Source organism: Desulfosoma sp., from assembly GCF_052743555.1.
The window spans coordinates 305,282-323,902 of record NZ_JBRAHS010000001.1 but is presented as its reverse complement, the minus strand read 5'-3'; the positions used below and the strand labels follow the sequence as shown (position 1 = coordinate 323,902).

17 protein-coding genes are annotated in these 18,621 nt (G+C 58.2%); 8 read left to right on the top strand and 9 right to left on the bottom strand.

Annotated elements, in window-relative coordinates; all coding sequences use genetic code 11:
- Window positions 1–340: 340 nt before the first annotated feature.
- Window positions 341–1,255 carry a selenium metabolism-associated LysR family transcriptional regulator gene (locus tag ACUVSA_RS01495; RefSeq protein WP_445893519.1) on the bottom strand — a complete coding sequence of 305 codons (915 nt, stop codon included), beginning with the start codon at window positions 1,253–1,255 and terminating at the stop codon, window positions 341–343.
- A 415-nt stretch (window positions 1,256–1,670) separates the two neighbouring features.
- Here ACUVSA_RS01495 and ACUVSA_RS01490 point away from each other — a divergent pair, with 415 nt between their 5' ends.
- The gene (locus ACUVSA_RS01490) at window positions 1,671–2,789 is read left to right on the top strand and encodes an ornithine cyclodeaminase family domain (RefSeq protein WP_445893518.1); all 1,119 of its coding nucleotides are present in this window, start codon (window positions 1,671–1,673) and stop codon (window positions 2,787–2,789) included.
- A 226-nt stretch (window positions 2,790–3,015) separates the two neighbouring features.
- Here ACUVSA_RS01490 and ACUVSA_RS01485 read toward each other — a convergent pair whose 3' ends face one another.
- From ACUVSA_RS01485 to ACUVSA_RS01475, 3 genes are read right to left on the bottom strand one after another with little or no spacing between them, the layout of a single operon-like run.
- Complete coding sequence (locus tag ACUVSA_RS01485; protein WP_445893517.1) at window positions 3,016–3,963, bottom strand: carbamate kinase; 948 nt, start codon at window positions 3,961–3,963, stop codon at window positions 3,016–3,018.
- Entirely contained in the window at window positions 3,960–5,042 is a 1,083-nt protein-coding gene (locus ACUVSA_RS01480; protein WP_445893516.1) for a GTPase, read from the bottom strand. Before ACUVSA_RS01480 ends, ACUVSA_RS01485 begins: the two co-directional genes overlap by 4 nt.
- Complete coding sequence (locus tag ACUVSA_RS01475; RefSeq protein ID WP_445893515.1) at window positions 5,018–5,380, bottom strand: hypothetical protein; 363 nt, start codon at window positions 5,378–5,380, stop codon at window positions 5,018–5,020. The genes ACUVSA_RS01480 and ACUVSA_RS01475 overlap by 25 nt, the downstream gene beginning before the upstream one ends.
- Window positions 5,381–6,082: 702 nt before the next feature.
- Here ACUVSA_RS01475 and ACUVSA_RS01470 point away from each other — a divergent pair.
- The 3 genes from ACUVSA_RS01470 to ACUVSA_RS01460 all read left to right on the top strand — a co-directional run bounded on the left by ACUVSA_RS01470 (window position 6,083) and on the right by ACUVSA_RS01460 (window position 8,427).
- Entirely contained in the window at window positions 6,083–6,958 is an 876-nt protein-coding gene (locus ACUVSA_RS01470; protein WP_445893514.1) for a flavodoxin family protein, read from the top strand.
- Between the two features lie 92 nt (window positions 6,959–7,050).
- Window positions 7,051–8,022 (top strand): NAD(P)-dependent oxidoreductase, encoded by a 972-nt coding sequence (locus ACUVSA_RS01465; protein ID WP_445891185.1) that lies wholly within the window; start codon window positions 7,051–7,053, stop codon window positions 8,020–8,022.
- Between the two features lie 63 nt (window positions 8,023–8,085).
- Window positions 8,086–8,427: a hypothetical protein gene (locus tag ACUVSA_RS01460; RefSeq protein WP_445893513.1), complete on the top strand. Its 342-nt coding sequence runs from the start codon at window positions 8,086–8,088 to the stop codon at window positions 8,425–8,427.
- Between the two features lie 616 nt (window positions 8,428–9,043).
- Here ACUVSA_RS01460 and ACUVSA_RS01455 read toward each other — a convergent pair.
- On the bottom strand, window positions 9,044–9,994 hold the full coding sequence (locus tag ACUVSA_RS01455; RefSeq protein WP_445893512.1) for a YkgJ family cysteine cluster protein: 951 nt from the start codon (window positions 9,992–9,994) through the stop codon (window positions 9,044–9,046).
- A gap of 339 nt (window positions 9,995–10,333) precedes the next feature.
- Here ACUVSA_RS01455 and ACUVSA_RS01450 point away from each other — a divergent pair, with 339 nt between their 5' ends.
- On the top strand, window positions 10,334–12,091 hold the full coding sequence (locus ACUVSA_RS01450; RefSeq protein WP_445893511.1) for a proline--tRNA ligase: 1,758 nt from the start codon (window positions 10,334–10,336) through the stop codon (window positions 12,089–12,091).
- Window positions 12,092–12,496: 405 nt separating this feature from the next.
- Window positions 12,497–13,153 (top strand): MBL fold metallo-hydrolase, encoded by a 657-nt coding sequence (locus ACUVSA_RS01445; RefSeq protein ID WP_445893510.1) that lies wholly within the window; start codon window positions 12,497–12,499, stop codon window positions 13,151–13,153.
- A 1-nt stretch (window position 13,154) separates the two neighbouring features.
- Here the strand turns inward: ACUVSA_RS01445 and ACUVSA_RS01440 are convergent, their stop codons facing one another.
- Together ACUVSA_RS01440 and ACUVSA_RS01435 are read right to left on the bottom strand one after the other, a co-directional pair.
- Window positions 13,155–13,847, bottom strand: coding sequence for a PIG-L deacetylase family protein (locus ACUVSA_RS01440; protein ID WP_445891190.1), 693 nt, complete (start codon window positions 13,845–13,847; stop codon window positions 13,155–13,157).
- Entirely contained in the window at window positions 13,798–15,267 is a 1,470-nt protein-coding gene (locus ACUVSA_RS01435; protein ID WP_445893509.1) for a glycosyltransferase, read from the bottom strand. The genes ACUVSA_RS01440 and ACUVSA_RS01435 overlap by 50 nt, the downstream gene beginning before the upstream one ends.
- Between ACUVSA_RS01435 and ACUVSA_RS01430 the strand changes: the two genes are divergently transcribed.
- Complete coding sequence (locus ACUVSA_RS01430; protein WP_445893508.1) at window positions 15,253–15,411, top strand: hypothetical protein; 159 nt, start codon at window positions 15,253–15,255, stop codon at window positions 15,409–15,411. The two genes, ACUVSA_RS01435 and ACUVSA_RS01430, sit on opposite strands and share 15 nt — an antisense overlap.
- Here ACUVSA_RS01430 and ACUVSA_RS01425 read toward each other — a convergent pair.
- Together ACUVSA_RS01425 and ACUVSA_RS01420 are read right to left on the bottom strand one after the other, a co-directional pair.
- Window positions 15,408–16,415 carry a GNAT family N-acetyltransferase gene (locus tag ACUVSA_RS01425; protein WP_445893507.1) on the bottom strand — a complete coding sequence of 336 codons (1,008 nt, stop codon included), beginning with the start codon at window positions 16,413–16,415 and terminating at the stop codon, window positions 15,408–15,410. The genes ACUVSA_RS01430 and ACUVSA_RS01425 overlap by 4 nt on opposite strands.
- The gene (locus tag ACUVSA_RS01420) at window positions 16,393–17,895 is read right to left on the bottom strand and encodes a Type 1 glutamine amidotransferase-like domain-containing protein (protein WP_445893506.1); all 1,503 of its coding nucleotides are present in this window, start codon (window positions 17,893–17,895) and stop codon (window positions 16,393–16,395) included. Before ACUVSA_RS01420 ends, ACUVSA_RS01425 begins: the two co-directional genes overlap by 23 nt.
- A 75-nt stretch (window positions 17,896–17,970) precedes the next feature.
- Here ACUVSA_RS01420 and ACUVSA_RS01415 point away from each other — a divergent pair, with 75 nt between their 5' ends.
- Window positions 17,971–18,603, top strand: coding sequence for an HAD family hydrolase (locus ACUVSA_RS01415; protein ID WP_445891195.1), 633 nt, complete (start codon window positions 17,971–17,973; stop codon window positions 18,601–18,603).
- Window positions 18,604–18,621 lie beyond the last annotated feature (18 nt).

Genomic DNA, 18,621 nt, shown 5'->3' with positions numbered 1-18,621 from the left:
TTCTTGGAGTCGGTCCAGGTTCGCATGGCCTAGCGGAGGGAGCGCGTCCTCACGGTCCACGACTTCGGGAGGGCCGGGAGGCCGGTCCTTCGAAAACATAGGCGTGGAAAGGAAAGGCACGAGACGGTTCCACGAGCCCTTGAAGGGCCTTTTGAGATGTCCTCCCAGGGGGCATGTCCGACACTGGTTTTGCCGCGTCCTTTCGGCTACATGCTGTAGGAACGCCGCAGGGCGCGAAAAGGAATCGCGGCTTGCGCCGCTCTTATTGAAGGTATGCTCGGACAGGCTTCCAAAGAAAGACGGTCAAGGGGAAGGGGAGACCTGTTTTCGGGTAGGGTCCTTAGCCGGGCTCGGGAAACGGATGGTGATTGTGGGTCTTAAGGTGCTGGTCCAGCGCCTCGCCCACAGGAGAAAGCTCACGACCTCGACGCTTGACCAGGTAAAAGGCCCGGTGAAAGGTGACGCCTTCAATGGGGACAAGGCTCAGGCTCCCGTGGGCCACATCTTCCGCCACTGCCTGGCGGGAAAGAATGGAAATGCCGATGCCGGCCTTGATGCTTTGGCGCACGGCTTCCGTGGTACTCATTTCGGCGACGACGCGAAGTCTTCCTGGATCGAACCCCGCGTTTTCCAGGATCTCATAGGTGACCATGCGAGTTCCGGAACCTCGATGCCGCGCGATGAACGGTTCCTCGCTCAGCCGATCCACAGGAATGCATTTCTCCGAAGTCCAGGGATGGCCCTTGGGCACGGCCAAGACCAGTTCGTCGGCAAAGATGCGCTCAAAGCTCAGGCGTCGATCTTTCCATTGGGATCCCACAAGACCCAATTCCTGCCGGCCCTCGGCCACCGCCTCAGCCACATCTTTGGTGGCTCCGATGTGCACGCTGATCTGCACCGCAGGATGGCGTTGTTTGAACGATCCAATGAGCCGCGGAAGAATGTAGGTACCCGGAATGGTGCTTGCGCCCAAATGCACTGTTCCGGCCAATTCCCCTCGGTACACCGCCATGGCCTGCATGGCCTCTTCCTTGATCTGAATGATCTTCTTGGCGTAGCGGTAAAGAATCTTTCCCGCCGGTGTGGGAGCGGTATCCCGGCCCAGGCGGTCCACGAGCCGCTCTCCGACCATTTCTTCAAGCGTTTTGATGTGTTCGCTGATGGTCGGTTGCGACAAAAGCACGGCTTCTGCGGCCTTGGTAAAGCTGCCGAGTTCCACGACACGGCAGAAAACTTCCAATCGGCGAATGTCCATGTTGCAGACCCCGCAGGTCATTGAAAGTCCCAATACATCGAATGCAGGGAACCTATAAAGAAAGCGCCGTGTTGTCAAGCCGGCCTTAAAAAGCGCCGATTCCAGGTCTCGACCCAGGGGTCCAGTGTTTTGAGTGAGCGGTTCGAGCGAGCGTTGGTTTTCAAGGGACGCGCTGGGGGGGCTTGCAAAAGCCTTTGAGGGCCCATGGTTTTCAGTCCATGGCGAGCGGGAAGGGATGGCGGCGCACAAGAATCCTACAAATGGTCCCGTGATTCAGAAAGCTTTTTAAAGCCTCGAGGCGGCGGCTGATTCGGTTGAAGGCGCCGTGAGTCGTTGAGGTTTCTTGAGGCACCTGCTAAACAACGATATAAGATCCCAGTGAAATGTGCTGTTCCAAGTCCTGCGGGAGGTGCCCATGTTTTGGTTTCCGTCGTACACGCCCCCCGATTTTTCCGCCCCTCCGCTCAAGGATGCGCCCCTGGTGCGATTCGCCCCCGTAGAACGTGCCGGCGTGGCTCCGGAAGGCTATCATGCCACATCCATTTTTCCCGAATATTTCCATGTGGCTCCAGGCCGCTGGGAACTGCTTCGAGAATCGCGCATGGACTGCGTCGTGGTGCAACGGCCGGAAGGGCTTTTGGAAGCCTTGGAATTTCGGCGCCTGGAGAAGGGGGATCGTGTGGCTCTGGGCCGCGGAGAAAACGGTGAAGACGGTATTTATGTGCATGCGGAGGCCTTTGGGGCTGAAGGAGGCCAAGGGGACAAGTTCAGTTTTCGCACGCGGCTGACGCGTGAGACATCTTTTTCCATCGATTACGATGAATTCTACGACCTCTTGAGCCATGAACGGGACCACGGCTGGATCGTGTGGGTCTTGGGGCCGGCATTGGTTTTTGACCGGGACGCTCGCGATGCCTTTTGCGCCTTGATCGAGCGAGGCTATGTGCACGCGGTGCTGGCAGGCAACGCTTTGGCGGTCCACGATGTGGAAGCGGCCATGTTCGGCACGGCTCTGGGTCAGGAAATCTATGCCAAGCGTCTGGTGCCTTTGGGTCATTATCATCATTTGGATGCCATCAACCGAGTGCGCGCCGTGGGATCCCTGGAAGCCGCCATGCGGGAAGGGCTGGTGGCCGAAGGCGTCATTTATACGGCCTGGAAGCGCGGCATTCCAATGGTTCTGGCCGGATCCATTCGGGATGACGGCCCGTTGCCCGAAGTCGTCGCCGACATGTATGCGGCTCAGGACCGCATGAGAGCGCTGGTTCGGCGGGCGACCACTATTGTGGCTTTGGCGACGCAACTGCACGCCATTGCCACGGGGAATATGGCGCCGGCCTATCGGGTATTGGAAGACGGCACGGTACGCCCGGTCTTTTTCTATACCGTGGATATGTCCGAATTCGCCGTCCAGAAATTGGCCAACCGTGGCTCTTTGACCGCGCGTTCCCTTCTGACCAATGTGCAGGACTTCGTGGTGACGGTGGAGAGGGGCCTGCGCCGCCGCGAGGAGCGAGCGGCGCTTTCAAGGTAAATTTCACGGCCGGATTCGAGGGGTGAAAGCCGGCTTCCCTGCGCCACGGGCCTTGCTGGTCCCAAAGTTGTTGAGTCGACCTGAAGGGGCATGCCGCACGATCCCCTCAGGTGCCGCGGCGTGTGCCGCATCGGCCTGATTCAAACAGCCTGGTTTTGCGATGGTTGAGGGCTCAAAGGACACGTGGGCAGGCCACGGAAGGGCTGATGCCCCGAAGGGTCACGCCTCACGGTTCGAGGGTGATCTGTGTGCCGTGGGTGCCAGCAACGGTTCCCGCGAGGTTCTCGATGGGGCCGATGGCGGCCCGCTTCCCGGTGGCGCGCACGAATTCCACCGCAGCTTCCACTTTTGGTCCCATGGATCCTGGAGGAAATTGTCCCTGAGCCAAATAGTTTTCGGCAGCGCGCACATCCAGGCGCGGCAGCAAGCGCTGCTGCGGTGTCCCATAATTTAAGTAAACCCCCGCCACGTCCGTGGCGATGCAAAAGATATCCACCCCCACCTGCCGGGCCAGCTTGGCGCTGGCCAAGTCCTTGTCGATGACAGCATCCACGCCGCAAAAACCTCGGCCCTCTCGAATCACGGGAATCCCTCCTCCACCGCAGCAGATCACCACAAAATCCATGGCGATGAGTTGTCGTATTTCTTTCTGTTCAACGATGGTTAATGGTTTCGGGGAAGCCACAACGCGGCGGTACCCTTTGGGTGTTTTTTTCACAGGAAAAGGCAGCGACGGCACCACGTCTTCCGGATACACGGGACCTACGGGCTTGGAAGGATCGGCAAACGCGGGATCCTTGGGGTCCACGACCACATAACTGATAAGGCTCACCAAGCCTTTTTGCGTGACGATACCCATCGCCATCAGCTCGCTGTCCAAAGTGGATTCGATCATGTAGCCGATTTGTCCTTGGGTTTGAGCCACAAGGATTTCCAAAGGCAAGCGGGGAACGTCCGGACAACACTCCTGCTGCAGCATGAGGTTGCCCACTTGGGGACCGTTGCCGTGGGTGATGATCAGGCGAAAGGTTGCCGTCAGTTGAGCGATCTGGCGCATGGGCAGGCGAAGATTGGCAAACTGTTCGTCAATGGTGCCCTTTTGGTCTTTGCGGATGAGTGCATTGCCGCCAAGGGCCACAAGCAGCACAGGCTTTGGAGGCGTGATGGGGCTCACGGTTTCTCCTGGTTTGTCGGCGATGCCTGCGGCCCCTGCGAGAGGGAGCTGCGGTTTTCTGTCGAGTGCATGGATGGATTGTCTTTTCCGAGTTGGGCAAAAACTTGAGGAAGCCGGCGCATCAAAGCCTCCTCCAAAGTGGGCCTGCCGTGATCGTGGTATTCATAACGCACGCGCACCGTGGGATGCTTGAGGGTCACAATGCGTGTCAACTGAATGGGAGTGGCGAAGAGGACCAGATCACACGGCACGGCGTTGAGGGTTTCTTGAAGATCGGCGATTTGCCTGGGGCTGTAGCCCATGGCGGGCACCACAGGACCAATGTGCGGGTACCGGGCGTAGGTTTCTCGAAGGGTACCGCGCGCATAAGGCTTGGGGTCCACAATGCAGGCGGCTCCGTATTTCCTGGCCGCAATCATGCCGGCTCCAGAGGGCATTTCGCCGTGGGTGAGGGTTGGGCCGTCTTCCACCACCACGATGCGCTGTTGGCGAATCCTTTCGGGCTCCGAAACGATCACCGAGGATTCGGCCATGAGAATCTCAGCCTTGGGTGCCAAATCCACGATATTGCGGCGAACCGTCTCGATTCCTTTGGCGGAGGCTGTGTCCACCTTGTTGATGACGGCGATGTCGGCCATGCGCAGGTTGGTTTCCCCGGGATAATACAAGCGTTCATGGCCGGGCCGGTGAGGATCCAGCAGCACGATATGGACATCGGGATAATAGAACGGCGTGTCGTTGTTGCCGCCGTCCCAGACGATCACATCAGCCTCCTTTTCGGCTTCGCGAAGGATTTTTTCGTAGTCCACACCGGCATAGACGGTGATGCCCTGTTCCACCAGCGGTTCGTATTCCTCGCGCTCTTCGATGGTGCACCGGTGAAGGTCGAAATCCGCATAGCGGGCGAACCGTTGGACTATCTGCACTCGAAGGTCTCCATAGGCCATGGGATGGCGGACGGCCACCACGCGCACCCGGTGGGACCGAAGGATTTCACAGACTTTCCGGGTGGTTTGCGACTTGCCGCAACCGGTGCGCACGCCGCACACGGCGATCACGGGTTTGGCCGCTCGAAGCATGGTGTAGCTGGCCCCAATGAGAATAAATCGGCGCCCTCGGCCATCACCAAAGACGCTTTACGCATGACGTCCAGGTGAGGCACATCGCTGTAGGAAAAGGCCACCAAATCGACGCGGTATTCTCGAATCAGATCCGCCAAGTGTTCTTCGAGGTGAATGGGGATGCCGTCGGGATAACCCGGCCCAGCCAATTCCGAAGGATAGCACCGCCCCTCGATATCGGGAATCTGAGCGGCGGTAAAAGCCACGACGCGGTATCTGGGGTTGTTTCGAAAGTACACGTTAAAATTATGAAAATCACGTCCGGCCGCCCCCATGATCACCACTTTTTCCACCATGCGATGCCTCCTTGTTGTCTCAGGGCAGGTTGCCACAGATTTTATCGACTCGTCAGGAAAGGATCAACGGACCCCGACCAGCCAGTCCGGCCCGGCGTAAGGTGTGGGCGTGGCCCGCGGGCTGACGGATGCCCGTTACCGGTCGCGCCAGGGGGGACTGGCTCCTGGTGGTCGGGTACCTTGGCGGCCGCCCCGAAGGCCGGCCCTTTGGAGCAAGAAAGCCCCAAAGCCTGCGCCATGCCGAAAGGGCTTGAACGATACAATTGAGCAGCAGTTGCCGGCGAATTTTGGGACGATGTGTCTTGCTTGCGGACACGGCCCAGACCGCAACCGCTAAGAATCTTTTGCGGTGCTGCGAGGAAACGCAGCCGAGACGACACTGCAGACCCTTTCCCGCAAACGCGCTTATCCTGTGGGCCGATCTTTTTGGTCCTGCCATCTCGTGAGGTTTCATGTCGGTTCAAGGGGTGGGAATACAGCCTTGATACGAGTGGAAGCGCCGCATTGTTTTGGGGGATTCGGGTTTACAGGCGGGTGATTTTCTCTGTAAGGTGTTGTGCTGCTGCAAGAGGCGATCCCCGGCAGGCGTTGATGCCGTCGGTTAAAGCGCTTACGGTCGTGTGAGGCGGCAGGCCATCCTCCTGAAGGCGTTGACGCTGCGGAAGGCGCATCTAAAGATCTTGCAAGAAGGAGCGTGCGGGAATGAAAACCTTATTGGGGCTCGTGGCTTCTCCCAGAAAATTCGGCAACTGTGAAATCTTTGTCAAGGAAGTCTATCGGCGCCTGGAGGGCTCATGGCACTTGCGCCTCATCAGGCTTCCCGAACTGGACATTCGCCCGTGCTTGGCCTGCTATCAGTGCCTTTTCGGCTCCATGAAGTGCGTGCAAAAGGATGATCTGGCATGCGTTCTTAAAGAAATGGTTCAAGCCGACGGCATTCTCGTGGCGGTTCCCACATACTTTCTTGGAGCTAACGCCAGCCTGAAGCGCCTGCTGGACCGAGGATTGAGCTTCTATGCTCATCTGGAAAACCTTTGGGGCAAGCCGGCCGTGGGGGTCGCCATTGCTGGCGTCAAGGGCCTGGAGGGTTACACCAAGCTCATGGTGGACAGCTTTCTAAAACTCATTTTGGCCGATCATCGGGGCTCCGAAGTGGTCTACGGTGCGTTGCCCGGTGAAGTTCTGCTGAACGACGATGGCCCCGCTGCGGCGCGAAGGCTGGCCAAAGCTTTGGAGCACAGGGCAGCTTCTCCCGATCCCCATGTGCCACGATGTCCTTTGTGCGGCGGAGACACCTTTCGGTTTCTCGCACACCAAGGTATCAATCCGTCCAATGTTCGGCGGCTTCGCTGTATGACCTGCAGCAGTGAGGGCACCCTGCAATGGAACGGCACATCTTTTGTCGTCGATACGGTGCGTGGCGAACATCCCTTGTTTCTCACTCGCGAGGATGCCGTGGCCCATCGACAGTGGCTGCAGAGCATGAAAGACCTTTTTCTGGAACGCCGCGAGGAACTTAAAGGCGTGACTCGAGCCTACAAGGACGTGGGCACCTGGGTGCGACCGCCTCAGGACTGAGACGCCTAGGGAAGGGGATCGGTGTCTTGACACGGGGGCTCGAGTTTCTCACCTTTAAATGACGCGCCATGAGGTTCTGAGGAGGACTGGGCATGGAATGCGGGGAGGTTTCTTCTTCCAGGGTAAGCCACCCTTCGTGGACGCGCATCGGTTGGATCGGCACAGGGGTTATGGGTTCGTCCATGTGCGCCCATCTTCTGGACGCCGGGTATGAGGTCACAATCCACAACCGTCATCGCGCGAAGGCCGAACCGCTTCTGGAGCGGGGAGCCCACTGGGCGGCGTCGGCCGCCGAGGTGGCCTCCGTGTCCCACGTGGTTTTCACCATGGTGGGTTTCCCCGAGGATGTGCGGGAAGTGTATTTCGGAGCGAAAGGCATTTTCGAAGGCATTCAGCGGGGATCTATTCTGGTGGACATGACCACGACGGAACCTCGACTGGCCCAATCCATCGACGCGGAGGCCCGACGCCATGGGGCTTTAGCGGTGGATGCTCCGGTTTCCGGAGGCGATGTGGGAGCGAGGCAGGCGACGCTCACCATTATGGTGGGGGGTGATGTGGCGACTGTTCTCGCCATTGACCCTCTGTTGCGCATTCTCGGCAAGAACATCGTGCACCACGGCCCTGCCGGTTCCGGCCAACACGCCAAGATGTGCAATCAAATCGTCATTGCCGGAACCATGATCGGCGTGTGTGAAAGCCTTCTCTACGCCACGCGGGCCGGACTGGATCCGGAAAAGGTCCTGCAGAGCATCCGCCAAGGGGCCGCGGGGTGCTGGACTTTGGACCATTTGGCCCCGCGCATGTTGCGGCGCGATTTTGAGCCGGGCTTTTACGTGGAGCATTTTATCAAGGACATGGGCATTGCCCTTCAGGAATCCCAACACATGCAAGTGGCTCTTCCCGGCCTGGCCCTGGTCCATCAACTTTATACCGCCGTCAAGGCGCAAGGCTACGGCCGCAAGGGTACCCAAGCGCTTCTGCTTGCCCTGGAATCCCTGGCGGGCAGATGCCGTTACCTGCCCCATGACGGGCGTGCCAGGGAGGAGGAATTCGTTTTCTGAAGAATGGAAAATGAATGAGGGAGGTACAAGACCATGTCGGTATGCGCGCGATGCGGCGTTTCGATGGCCCCCACTGATGATCACTACGAACTGGCGGGGGAGAAGGTCTGTGAGGACTGCTATCTGGATCACGTGGCCGTTCCCAAAGTGTGTGACCCGTGGGCCGTTTACAGTGCCAAGAAGACCGGCGAAGGACAAGCGGGATTGACGGATCGCCAAAAGCGGATTCTGGAGCTTCTAAAAGCCGGCGGGCCGATGCCTTTGGAAAAGATCCTCGAGACCCTCGGCATGGACGAGGCGGCGTTTCGATCGGACTTCGCGGTGTTGCGCCATCTCGAACTGGCCAAAGCCACCAAGGTCGGGGACCAGGTGTGTTACACGCTCTATCGTTCTTCTTCGGCTTAAGATCTCGTCCGAGAAGGCCTTCCCGTGGCGTTCGTCCGTGCCGTATGTCCCAACGGAGGGATGGCCTTCGTGAAGTCCCTTCTTTCCAATATATGTTTCTTTTGGAGGGACCGGCTCCTGCCGGTCCGCAAAATCCAGAAACGACCAGGGGGATGTCCGTCAGATCTAAAGGCCGCGCCCGTCGATTCACCACGGAGGGACCCATCCTTATGGTCACTCCGTTCCCGGACTCGGATGGGCGCTGGCGGGGGATCCAACGGCGGACGCGCAGGAGCGCGTCCCTCCAATATAGGGGTTCGTCCTATTTTTCTTCCTGGAGGGCCTGCCCCTTGGGGTCCGGATCCGCACCAGGTTGGTCTCTCTCGAAAGAACGGCCTCCCGGGGTCCACTCGTTCCCAGCGTGGGTCTCTCTCGAGGGGACCGACTTTTGCCGGTCTGCACATTCCCCGGACGGCCGAAAGATCACCCCCCGAAAGCAGGGGCTCGGCAATCGACGATAGGGATACAAGAACCATCGGGCGGCTTTTTCGAACGGGCTTCTGAGGAACGTGCGCGTGCCCCCTTATGGGCTTTGGCGGAACCCCATATCTTATCCCAACGAAGGTTGTGGTCGGCGTCAGCTCGAGGGCGAGGCTTCGTCTCGATCCGGAACGAGCACCCGGGTGCCGTCGGGTTCCGTGCGCACACGGCACCCAAACACCTGGACCAAGGCGGCAAAGCTTCGACCGAAGACCAATTCCATATGGTCCTCTGGGATGTTGAGTTTTTCGGCCATGAAGTTTCGAAAATGGTCTTCATAGGCCAGCAGATGAAGGACCTGATCCACCGAAGCTCCCCTGGTGGCGTCCAGCTCTCGAAAAGCGGCGGCCAGCTGATCGAAACGGCAGCGGCGGTCGTGTTCGGTGATGACGTCCATCAGAAGTTCGACATCCTTAAAAAGATCCCGGCGCGTCAAGTAGGGCTGTTTGCTCAAATCTTCGGCGGGGCCGGCATCCCAACAGGCTTGAGCGCGGCACTGCAAAGGGCGGTCGGCATAGATGCGGCATTGGCTTAAGGAGGTATCGAGAAAGAGGCATTCCATTGTTCCCGGTTTTTCCCGCACCTTGATGCGCTCATCCAAAAGAAAAACCAGCTCTGTTTGAAAAGGGGAGCGCACAGGTTCACCCCGCCGCAGCGTGTAGACCGCGTTCCACGGAATGGCACCCTTGTGCAGCAGTTCCACATCTTCCAAGTACAGCGTAGGGCTGCCCTGGCGGCAGCATTCGCCGCATTGGACACAGGCTGGAAGAATTTCGCGGGCATGGTGTTCAGCCAGACCCAGCACCTTTTTCCAGGCCGCTACACGATCGGGTCCGTTCAGGGTGTTCCAGGTTTTCAGCACCGCTTGAAAGTCCGTGTCTTGGGTCAATTGCAACAAGACCCGTTCCGCAGGTACCTTGTTTTCTGGGTGGCGTGCCAGTTCCTGCACGTGGGCCAACACATTGTCCCGCAAGGTTTCCGCGGCCCAGCAGGCCGGAGACTGTGCGTCGGCCAGCGTCGTGTTCTGAGGGGTGTCGTGGGCGTTCATTTCTATGCAAGGCTCCTTTGTGCCAGGGTATGCCAGGCCTCATGCCCAGAAGGCCTGGAAGCGTGCCGATTCATACCAAGTCTCTAGGCATCGGCCAAGGGGCAAATCAAGACGCCTGTTGGCAACGAGCCTCAGGGTTTCCATGTGCAGAAGGGCTGTTTGAGCACCCTAAGTTTTTCAGCAGGTCAAAACAACTCATAAAACGCCTTTTCGTCCACGCTTGCAAACGCTCGTCGTGGAGCGTGTTTTCAAGTTGTGATCCAGCACCTCCCATGCTAAGTTCTAACGCCCTAATAACTATCGGAAAGCTAGAAGCCAGACCAAAAGGAGGTCCCGCCCATGCGCTATAGCCGCTCGTTTATTCACACCCAGTACGAAGTGCCCAAAGAAGCGGAGACACCATCCCATGTGTTGCTGCTTCGCGGCTCCTACGTCTACCCGGCGGCTGCCGGCATTTATTCCCTGCTGCCTCTAGGGCACCGAGTGGCCGAGAAGGTGAAAAGGATCATCCGCGAGGAAATGGACGGGATCGACGGTCTGGAAGTGACCATGCCCGTGCTCAATCCGGCCGAATTGTGGAAAGCCACCAAGCGCTATTTCGACATCGGTCAAGAACTTTTTCGCATTCGCGACCGTCGCCAGCGGGAATTTGTGCTGGCCATGACCCACGAAGAAATCGTTACGGACATCGCCAAGAAATTTCTCCGGTCTTACCGAGACCTGCCGGTGATGCTCTACCAGATTCAGACCAAGATTCGCGATGAAGCGAGACCTCGAGCGGGGTTGCTGCGCCTGCGCGAATTCCAAATGAAGGATGCTTATAGTTTTCATCCCGATTTTGAGGACCTGGACCGCTATTATCCCAGAATCTACAACGCCTATTTGCGCATCTTTGGGCGCTGTGGGCTCAATGCGGTGCCCATTGAAGCGGACACGGGCATCATGGGCGGCACCGGATCCCATGAATTCATGTTGGAGTCGGTCCATGGCGAAGACCAGTTTGTGGTGTGCAGCCACTGCGACTACCGAGCCAATACGGAAAAGGCCGTAGGCGTCAAGCCTGTCATTAAGGACCTGGCGGCCGATCCACCGGCCATGGTCTCGGTGGCCACGCCGGGTGTCAAAACCATCGCGCAGCTCATGGATTTCTTTCAGAGCACGGAAGATCATTTTCTCAAGACGGTGGCTTATGAAGCCGACGGCCGTTTGGTGCTGGGCGTGGTGCGAGGAGACTTCAACATCTCGGTGACCAAGCTGGCCAATCATTTCAAAGCCGTGCGTGTGGATTTGGCTTCCGAAGATCTGTTGGAGCGTCACGGCTTATTTGGAGGTTTTCTGTCGCCGGTCGGTTTGACAGATAAAAACCTTCGAGTCGTTGTGGACACGTCCGTGGGGTGTGAAACCCTCTACATCGCCGGAGGTAACGCCGTGGATGTTCACCTGAAAAACGTGGTGCCCGGGCGGGATTTTCAGGTGCAGGAACAGGTGGACATTGCGGAGGTGCGCTCGGGAGACCCCTGCGCTCAGTGTCGCTCGGGAAGGCTGGAAATTCGTCGTGGCATCGAACTCGGCCACACCTTCAAGTTGGGCACCAAGTACACCGCCTCGGACACCATGGATGTGACATTTCTCGGAGCGGACGGGGAAAATCACCGGTTAGTCATGGGCTGCTACGGCATCGGCCTCGAAAGGCTCATGGCTTCGGCCGTGGAACAGTGGCATGATGAGGCGGGCATTATCTGGCCGGTGACCATCGCCCCGTTCCAGGTGATACTCTCCACTCTGGGCAAGAGTCCGGAAGTGGACGGGGCTGCGGACGCCCTATACGAGACTCTACGAACCCGGTTTGAGGTTCTTTACGACGACCGAGACGAGTCGCCGGGAGTGAAACTCAAGGACGCCGACCTTTTGGGCATCCCCTTGCGTGTGGTGATCAGCCAGCGGGGTTTAAAGCAAGGGACCTACGAGGTCAAGATACGCCGAACGGGTGAGGTCTTCTTTTACAGTCGTGATGAAATCATGAGTGCTTTGGAGCGCCATGCGGCCGATCTTCTGCCCTCTCTGGACGGGCTTCCTCTGTTGCCCGAAACGCCCTGAAGAAGCCGTTTGAAAACGTGCGGACCGCGACAACGCGGTCTCCCAAAGATGAAACGATGGGCGCGACCTTGAGACCGGCCCTTGAAACCGAAGGGGCGGCGTCCCGGCCGTCCGCAGAAAGTGCGGACCGGCTGAAGCTGGTCCTTTCGAGAGAGACCAATGCGGGAACGAATGGCGTCGAGGACGTTCGAAGTGCACCGACGGGCATGGGCTTGGGATTCGAGGGACGGTCTTTGGCCGTCCCTGCCGAGACGGAGAACGCGGCAGTCTCGCTCGCGTTTTCTTGGGGCCGAAGACCTGCGCTTCCAGGTAGAGTTTCTTTCGGGCACGGGCGTGGACGAGCTCCCAAAAAAAGGCTTTCACCCTAGAAACGCCCTCGCGGGCCTATGAAACCAAAGCGCACAGATGGAAATGAAAGCCATGCTACTGAAAAGCGGCGTCTTGTTGACTCTGGGCGATGCCGTTGTGGCGCGCTACACACTGGGACCGTACGCGGTGAACGCCTACGAAGTGGTGTGCCGAAAAACCGGTCAAGGGCTTCTGATCGATGCGCCGCAAGGCATTGACACGGTTCGATTTCAAGGGCCGCTCCAGGCGTTGGTGCTCACGCACACCCATGAGGATCACACCCAAGGGCTCAAGAACCTGGTGGAAAGGACAGGCATCCCCGTGGGCGTTCAACTTCTGGAGGCCCCTCGGCTTCCCGTGAAACCCGCATTGGTGTTCGAAGAGGACCAGGAGCTTTCCGTGGGGGCTTTGACCCTGCGCGTGATCCACACGCCGGGACACACACCGGGAAGCCTCTGCCTCTTGCTGCACAATGTGCTCTTTTCCGGAGACACCCTTTTCCCCAACGGCCCGGGGCGCACGGAAAGCCCCGACGCGTTTCGCCGCATCCTCGAGTCCCTGACTCGGAAAATCTTTACCTTGCCGGACACCGTGCTGGTGTTTCCAGGTCATGGCCCACCGACCAACGTGGGCTACGAGCGCATGGCCTTTGAAGGATTCCTACGCCGGGGATACCCCGATAACCTTTACGGGGATGTGGTCTGGAGTCGGTGACTCAATCGGGCAAGATCACGCGGTGAAAGGCTTCCGCGTAGGTGTACGGAGTGCCTTGGGCGGCCGTGCGAAACCGTTCCTCCACCCAGGCGCGAATGTCCCGCACCGGGTGCGCGTTCCATTGGCTGGCATGGCACTGCAAAGCCTTCATTTTCAGATCAAAGGTGTCGGTGATGTCTTCCCGATGATTGACGTCTTCAGCGGCCCAAAACCAGGCTTCCTTGACCTTGTGCGGTTCCAAACCTTCAGCCAGAAGCTCGGGAAAGGCGAGATGGTCGCGAGCGTAAGGAAACAGGGCGTCCATGACGACTTGGCCCACGATGCGGTGGTCCCGATGCCACAGGTAGCGCCGGTAAGGGTCTGAAGAAAGAACAATCCACGGCCGAAAACGGCGAATCCAGCGCACCAATTCTTTACGAAATTCGGCGGTGTCTTCCAAACCCTGGTCCGGGTAGTGCAAAAACACCACATCCTGAACGCCGAGCACACGGGCGGCGGCTCGCTGTTCGTCCTGGCGTATGCGGGCCAATTCCTTTGGATTCATGGCCCGGTCGCTGGTGCCCTTGTCCCCGTCCGTACAGATGAGGTAAACGACTTTTTTGTCGTCGCGTGTCCATTTGGCGACCGTGCCCGCGGCGCCGAATTCAGGGTCGTCCGGATGTGCGGCAATGACGAGAGCATAAATGGAATCCATGGATGAAAGTCCCTTCTGCAAGGCGAAACGCCCCTTCGGGGTTCGTGATGAGTGTTAAAGTCTGAGCCAGGTCTTGAGCGACCCGGTTCCATGAGTATCGTTCAGAGATGGTGCGGCGCACCGCCTCCTGAAAAGATCCTTGATTTTGGCGGTCGCTGGCGATGACCATCATGCCTCGAAGAAGTTCCCCTGGGCTGTTGTCCTGAACCAACACGCCGGCTTCGGCTAGACGCAGCACTTTCGGAAGCACGCCCACAGGAGGCCCGATCACGGGTCGTCCCGAAGCGAGAGCTTCCAGAGCTACCAGGCAAAAACTTTCGTAGTGTGAAGCGACGACCAGGGCATCGGCGGCGGCATAAAACGCCGGAAGTCGGCACTGGTCCACTCGGCCGGCAAAGATGACGCGCTCAGAAAGTCCCTGAGCATATACCATCTCTTGATAGGCTTTCAGGGGCTCGGTTTCCGAAGCATCTCCACCCACGACCACCAGTCGTGCTGGCACGGAGCGAGGGAGGCCCGCAAAGGCGGCAACTAGGCTGTCCAGACCTTTGATGGGATCGAGCCGCCCCACAAAAAGGTAAATAATGGCATTCAAGGGAAGCTGAAGCTGTCTTCGCGCCAAGGAGCGGTCGCTCGGGCGAAAAAGTTGATTGTTCACGCCGCAGGGCACCACGGCGATACGATGAGGTGCTACGTCATAGTGGGTGTGCAGCGCTTCCTTTTCCGCGTAGGTGGGAGCCACCACGGCATGGCTTTGGGACGCGACGAAATGTTCCGCACACAGCCGGCACGAACCGTCCGCGGGCAAACCCAGAGCGGCGGCCTTGGAACGGGCCAGCGTATGAAACATAACCACATGAGGCACTTGTAGGGCATTGGCCGTTTGAAGGCCGGCTAGTCCTGACAGCCAGTAATGGCTGAAGATAACGTCAAAGGGGCGCCTTTTTTTCATGCTCGAGGCGGCGAGATTGTCCAAATTCACCCCAGAGCGGGACGCCGAAGCCTGCGCGTTCATGCCATGTTTTCCAGATGCCTTGAGAATGGCTCGGTAAAATGCGTCCGCGGTCTTGATGTGTTCCAGAGATTCTTGAGGAACCGTGGTGGCGCAGGGTACGGACACCCAATGCACATTGGGCCCGAAATACTGTTGCAGGGTTTCCCTTGTGGAGTCCGGGCCTTCAGATTCGGGCCCATGCACTGGTTCGCCCACAAAAAGATGAACGTGGTGCCCTTGGGACGCCAAGGCTCGAGACATCTCGCGAATGTAGACGCTCATGCCGCCCGTATCCCGGCGTCCGAGAGGCCCCAGAGGATTGGAGTGGGCGCAGATCATGGCGATGCGAAGCCGTTGAGCGCCCTTAAGGTGATGGGTTGCGGGAAATGCGGATGATGGCGATTTGAACCGATGGCACATGCGCATGAGCTTTCCATCTTTGAGGTCATGCCATGGAAGCGCATTCGAGAATGGCTTTGCGGCTTCCTTTTGGGGAAGCGCCGCACGGCGCGCTGTGTCCTTGCAGCGGACGCCGTCCCCACGGATCGCCTTATCGAAGAAGCTTTCTAGGACGCGTCCAGAAAGATGCGCACTCGATACAAGGGCACTTCACGACCTCCCAACCGGAACTTGTAAGTTTCATCGCCGCGCAAAAACTCGTAACGCCTGCGCCCACGCTCGGTGGCGTCTTTGATGGTGAAAATTGTCTGAATCAACCCGACGCTCAAGCGGGCAAAGGCAGCGTCGTAGCCGTTGTTATACAGGAAAACCGTTTCCCCGTCATCAAAGCACAGCGCGGATGCTGCGGGTGAACGGTTCACGTACAGAAAGCAAAGGCGCAGCATGCCCTCGCGCGCCATGGCGTGGCACAACGTCTCCATGTACTTTTGCATGGCCGGGGTCAAGAAACGGGCCTTATCGTCCCGATTGCTTTGAAAGAGGCGAAAGAACAGCTCCAGCGCCGGTACCAGTTCCGACGTCGAGGTGACGACACGAAAGTCCACGTTGCCGGCTTCTTCCATGCGGCGCATCTTTCGGCGCACTTCGTGGCGCTGCTTGCCGTTCAGGCTTTGCAGGTATTTCTCCCAGGATTCGGCCAATTGCATCTCCACCGTGACATCGATAGGTTCCACAGAAACAGTGTACCCCAGAGCGCGACACACCGGCACGCCATGTATCATGACCGTCGATCCGGGCCTTAAGGGAAAAAGATCCAAAGTTTTTAAGCCGGCCTGACGGGCTGTTTGCAACAGAGCTCGGCAGACCACTTCTTCTCTTCCCGGCCGAATCACCACGTCAAAGTAGTCGCACACCTTCGGATCTCCGGCAAAAAGCCCTTCGGTATCGCGCACCTTCAGAGCGCAGTAGCCATCGGTGCCGAGGGGGCCGTTGGCCGTCAGAAGGCAGAAGGCTTCGTTACGGCCCAGCGTGCTTTTCCATGTGCCCAGCCATGGTGGGGTGACAAACAAAGGGCGGCCTTCAAAAAGATGCTTTTCGTTGCGCCACAGGTGCCACAGAGGATGAAGCGCTTCGGTGATCTTAACTGTAACCTCAGACCATTCTCTCCCTACCACTTTGTCCTTCCGTATTCACCCAACGGCGGCGTGGCCCCGAAGGCGTATCGTCGATGGCAACTCCCTGAGCGGCCAGAAGGGTGCGCAGCGCGTCCGCCCCCTCCCACAGCCTGTTGTCCCGCAACCGTTGTCTGAGGCGCACCAGATCGTCCACAAGCGGTTCCAGGACCGTGCGCTTGTCTTCAAATGACAAGGTCAGGCGTTGAGCCGCCTGAACGAGCCCTTCTCGAAAAATTTCTCGGCCCTGGGAAATGTCTTCCAACGGCGCACCATGGGCCGCACTCTGCCACAAAAGCCGGTCTAAATCCAGCAGCGCTCTGGCCGTATCCTCTGGAAGGCGCTGTTCGAGACCCCGTTCAAGAAGTTCTTGGGCTCGGCGCAGCGCGTTCCAGAAATCTTCTGATCCAGGTATGGAATCCGTTTCCTGTGAAAGGGATGAAGCCGTGTTCTTCTCAAAGGGCGAGGGAGTGTCCGACGGCATCGGACCTTGGAAACTTTCGAGGGATTCCGCGGCTGTCTCGAGGGTCAAGGCCCAAAGAAGACGCAAGGGAAAGGTTTGGCCAGAAGTGTATACTCTCTGGCTGACGGGCCACCCGACTTGGGCGAAGGCGCCGTCATGATAACCGGCCTTTTCTCGGTCCGGCGGTTCGAGTTCCGAAGGTGAAGGATTCGGGTCATCGACCGGGCTCTTCGCGAGCGTGGTGGTTTTGTGACTTCCCTTGCGTCTCAAGGTGACAGTCCCCACACCTCGAACGGTCGCCGCTCCCTGAACGAAATCCAAAACAAGGGCTGTGTGTTCGTCCAGGCCCAGGACCAGAGCGTCTTGGGGAAGCAGGCTTTCCAGAACTTGAAACCGCTTTGCTCCCATGTAGCAGTAACGCGTATCATGGGTGCCCCCTTCCGCATTGTTCCAGTGGGGGACAATCACAAGGCGTAGGCCGTAAGGTTCCAAAAGGCCGAGGCCGTCGGCCCAGTGCAGATCCATGCCCACTTTGTAGATTTCATAGACGGGAAGCGTTTTCCAGCTGGTGCTGAGGGCCGCGGCACTGGCCGCCACCACCACGGCGCCGCTTTCCAACCGGGATCGCAGGATGTGCGGTACAGGGGTGCCGATCCATTGGCGGACTGCGTAGGTGGGGCTACCTGGCCCCATGAGAATGTAATCGGCCTTCTCCAGGCGCTTCAACGCCGCGCGTCCTTGAGCCGAGTCTATGACGTGTCGGCATTTGAGAGAGACCACATGCAAAGGATGGCCCACGTGCTTTACAAAATATTCCTGAGCCCGCTGGGAAATTTCATCGACGTTTTGTTGAAATCCTGCCGGAGTGTCGATAAATACAGCGGATGGATCGGGGCCTCGGGTGCGAAGCAGTGATTTGTGCACTTCCACCATGCTCGAGGAAAGCTCTCCCGATCCCATAAGCACCAAGATTCCCGTGGGCATGGGCCGTTGCTGATGCGCTAATGTAGAGTGGTTCATTTCGATGAACTCGACCTCTTCCAAGATTTGGTCTATCCACGAGAAAATCTAAGATGTTTGCAGGGAGAAGACAAGGTGAAGGGATCACCGAAGGCAGTGCTGTTTGATTTCGGGCGGGTGATTTCTGCGCCCAAGCCGGCATCGCTCTTTGAAAGCTACGAACGGGACCTCAAGTTGCCTCTGGGCTGTCTCAATCGCATCATGTTTGACGATCCTGCCTGGGAAGATACCTTGCTTGGCCGACGAAGCTTGGATGAGTACTGGGCAATCATAGGGACTCGGCTGGGTTTGCGCGATGCCGAGGCGGTGGCGGCCTTTCGAGCCCGCTACGATGCGGACGAAAGACCTAATACTCCTGTGATCACCATGATTCACAATCTCTACGGGCGCGTTGGCTTGGCGATTCTTTCCAATGCACCGCGAGGGTTGTCTGCATGGCTGGAGCGTTGGGGGATCTTGTCTTTATTTGACGCCGTTATTTGTTCTGCTGAGGAAGGTGTGCGAAAGCCTTGGAAAGAGGCCTATCGGTTGACCCTCGAAAGGCTGAGGGTGAGCCCGCGTGAAGCCCTTTTTGTGGATGACACGGGGGAAAATGTGGAGGCCGCCGAAGTTTTAGGCATCGCTTCGCACCTGTACCAAAACCCCACTGGGCTGCGACAATTTCTTCAAACCCATGGTTTGAACCCTTTGCCATCACGAAATTTTTAAGGTCTTTCGGGCGAACCC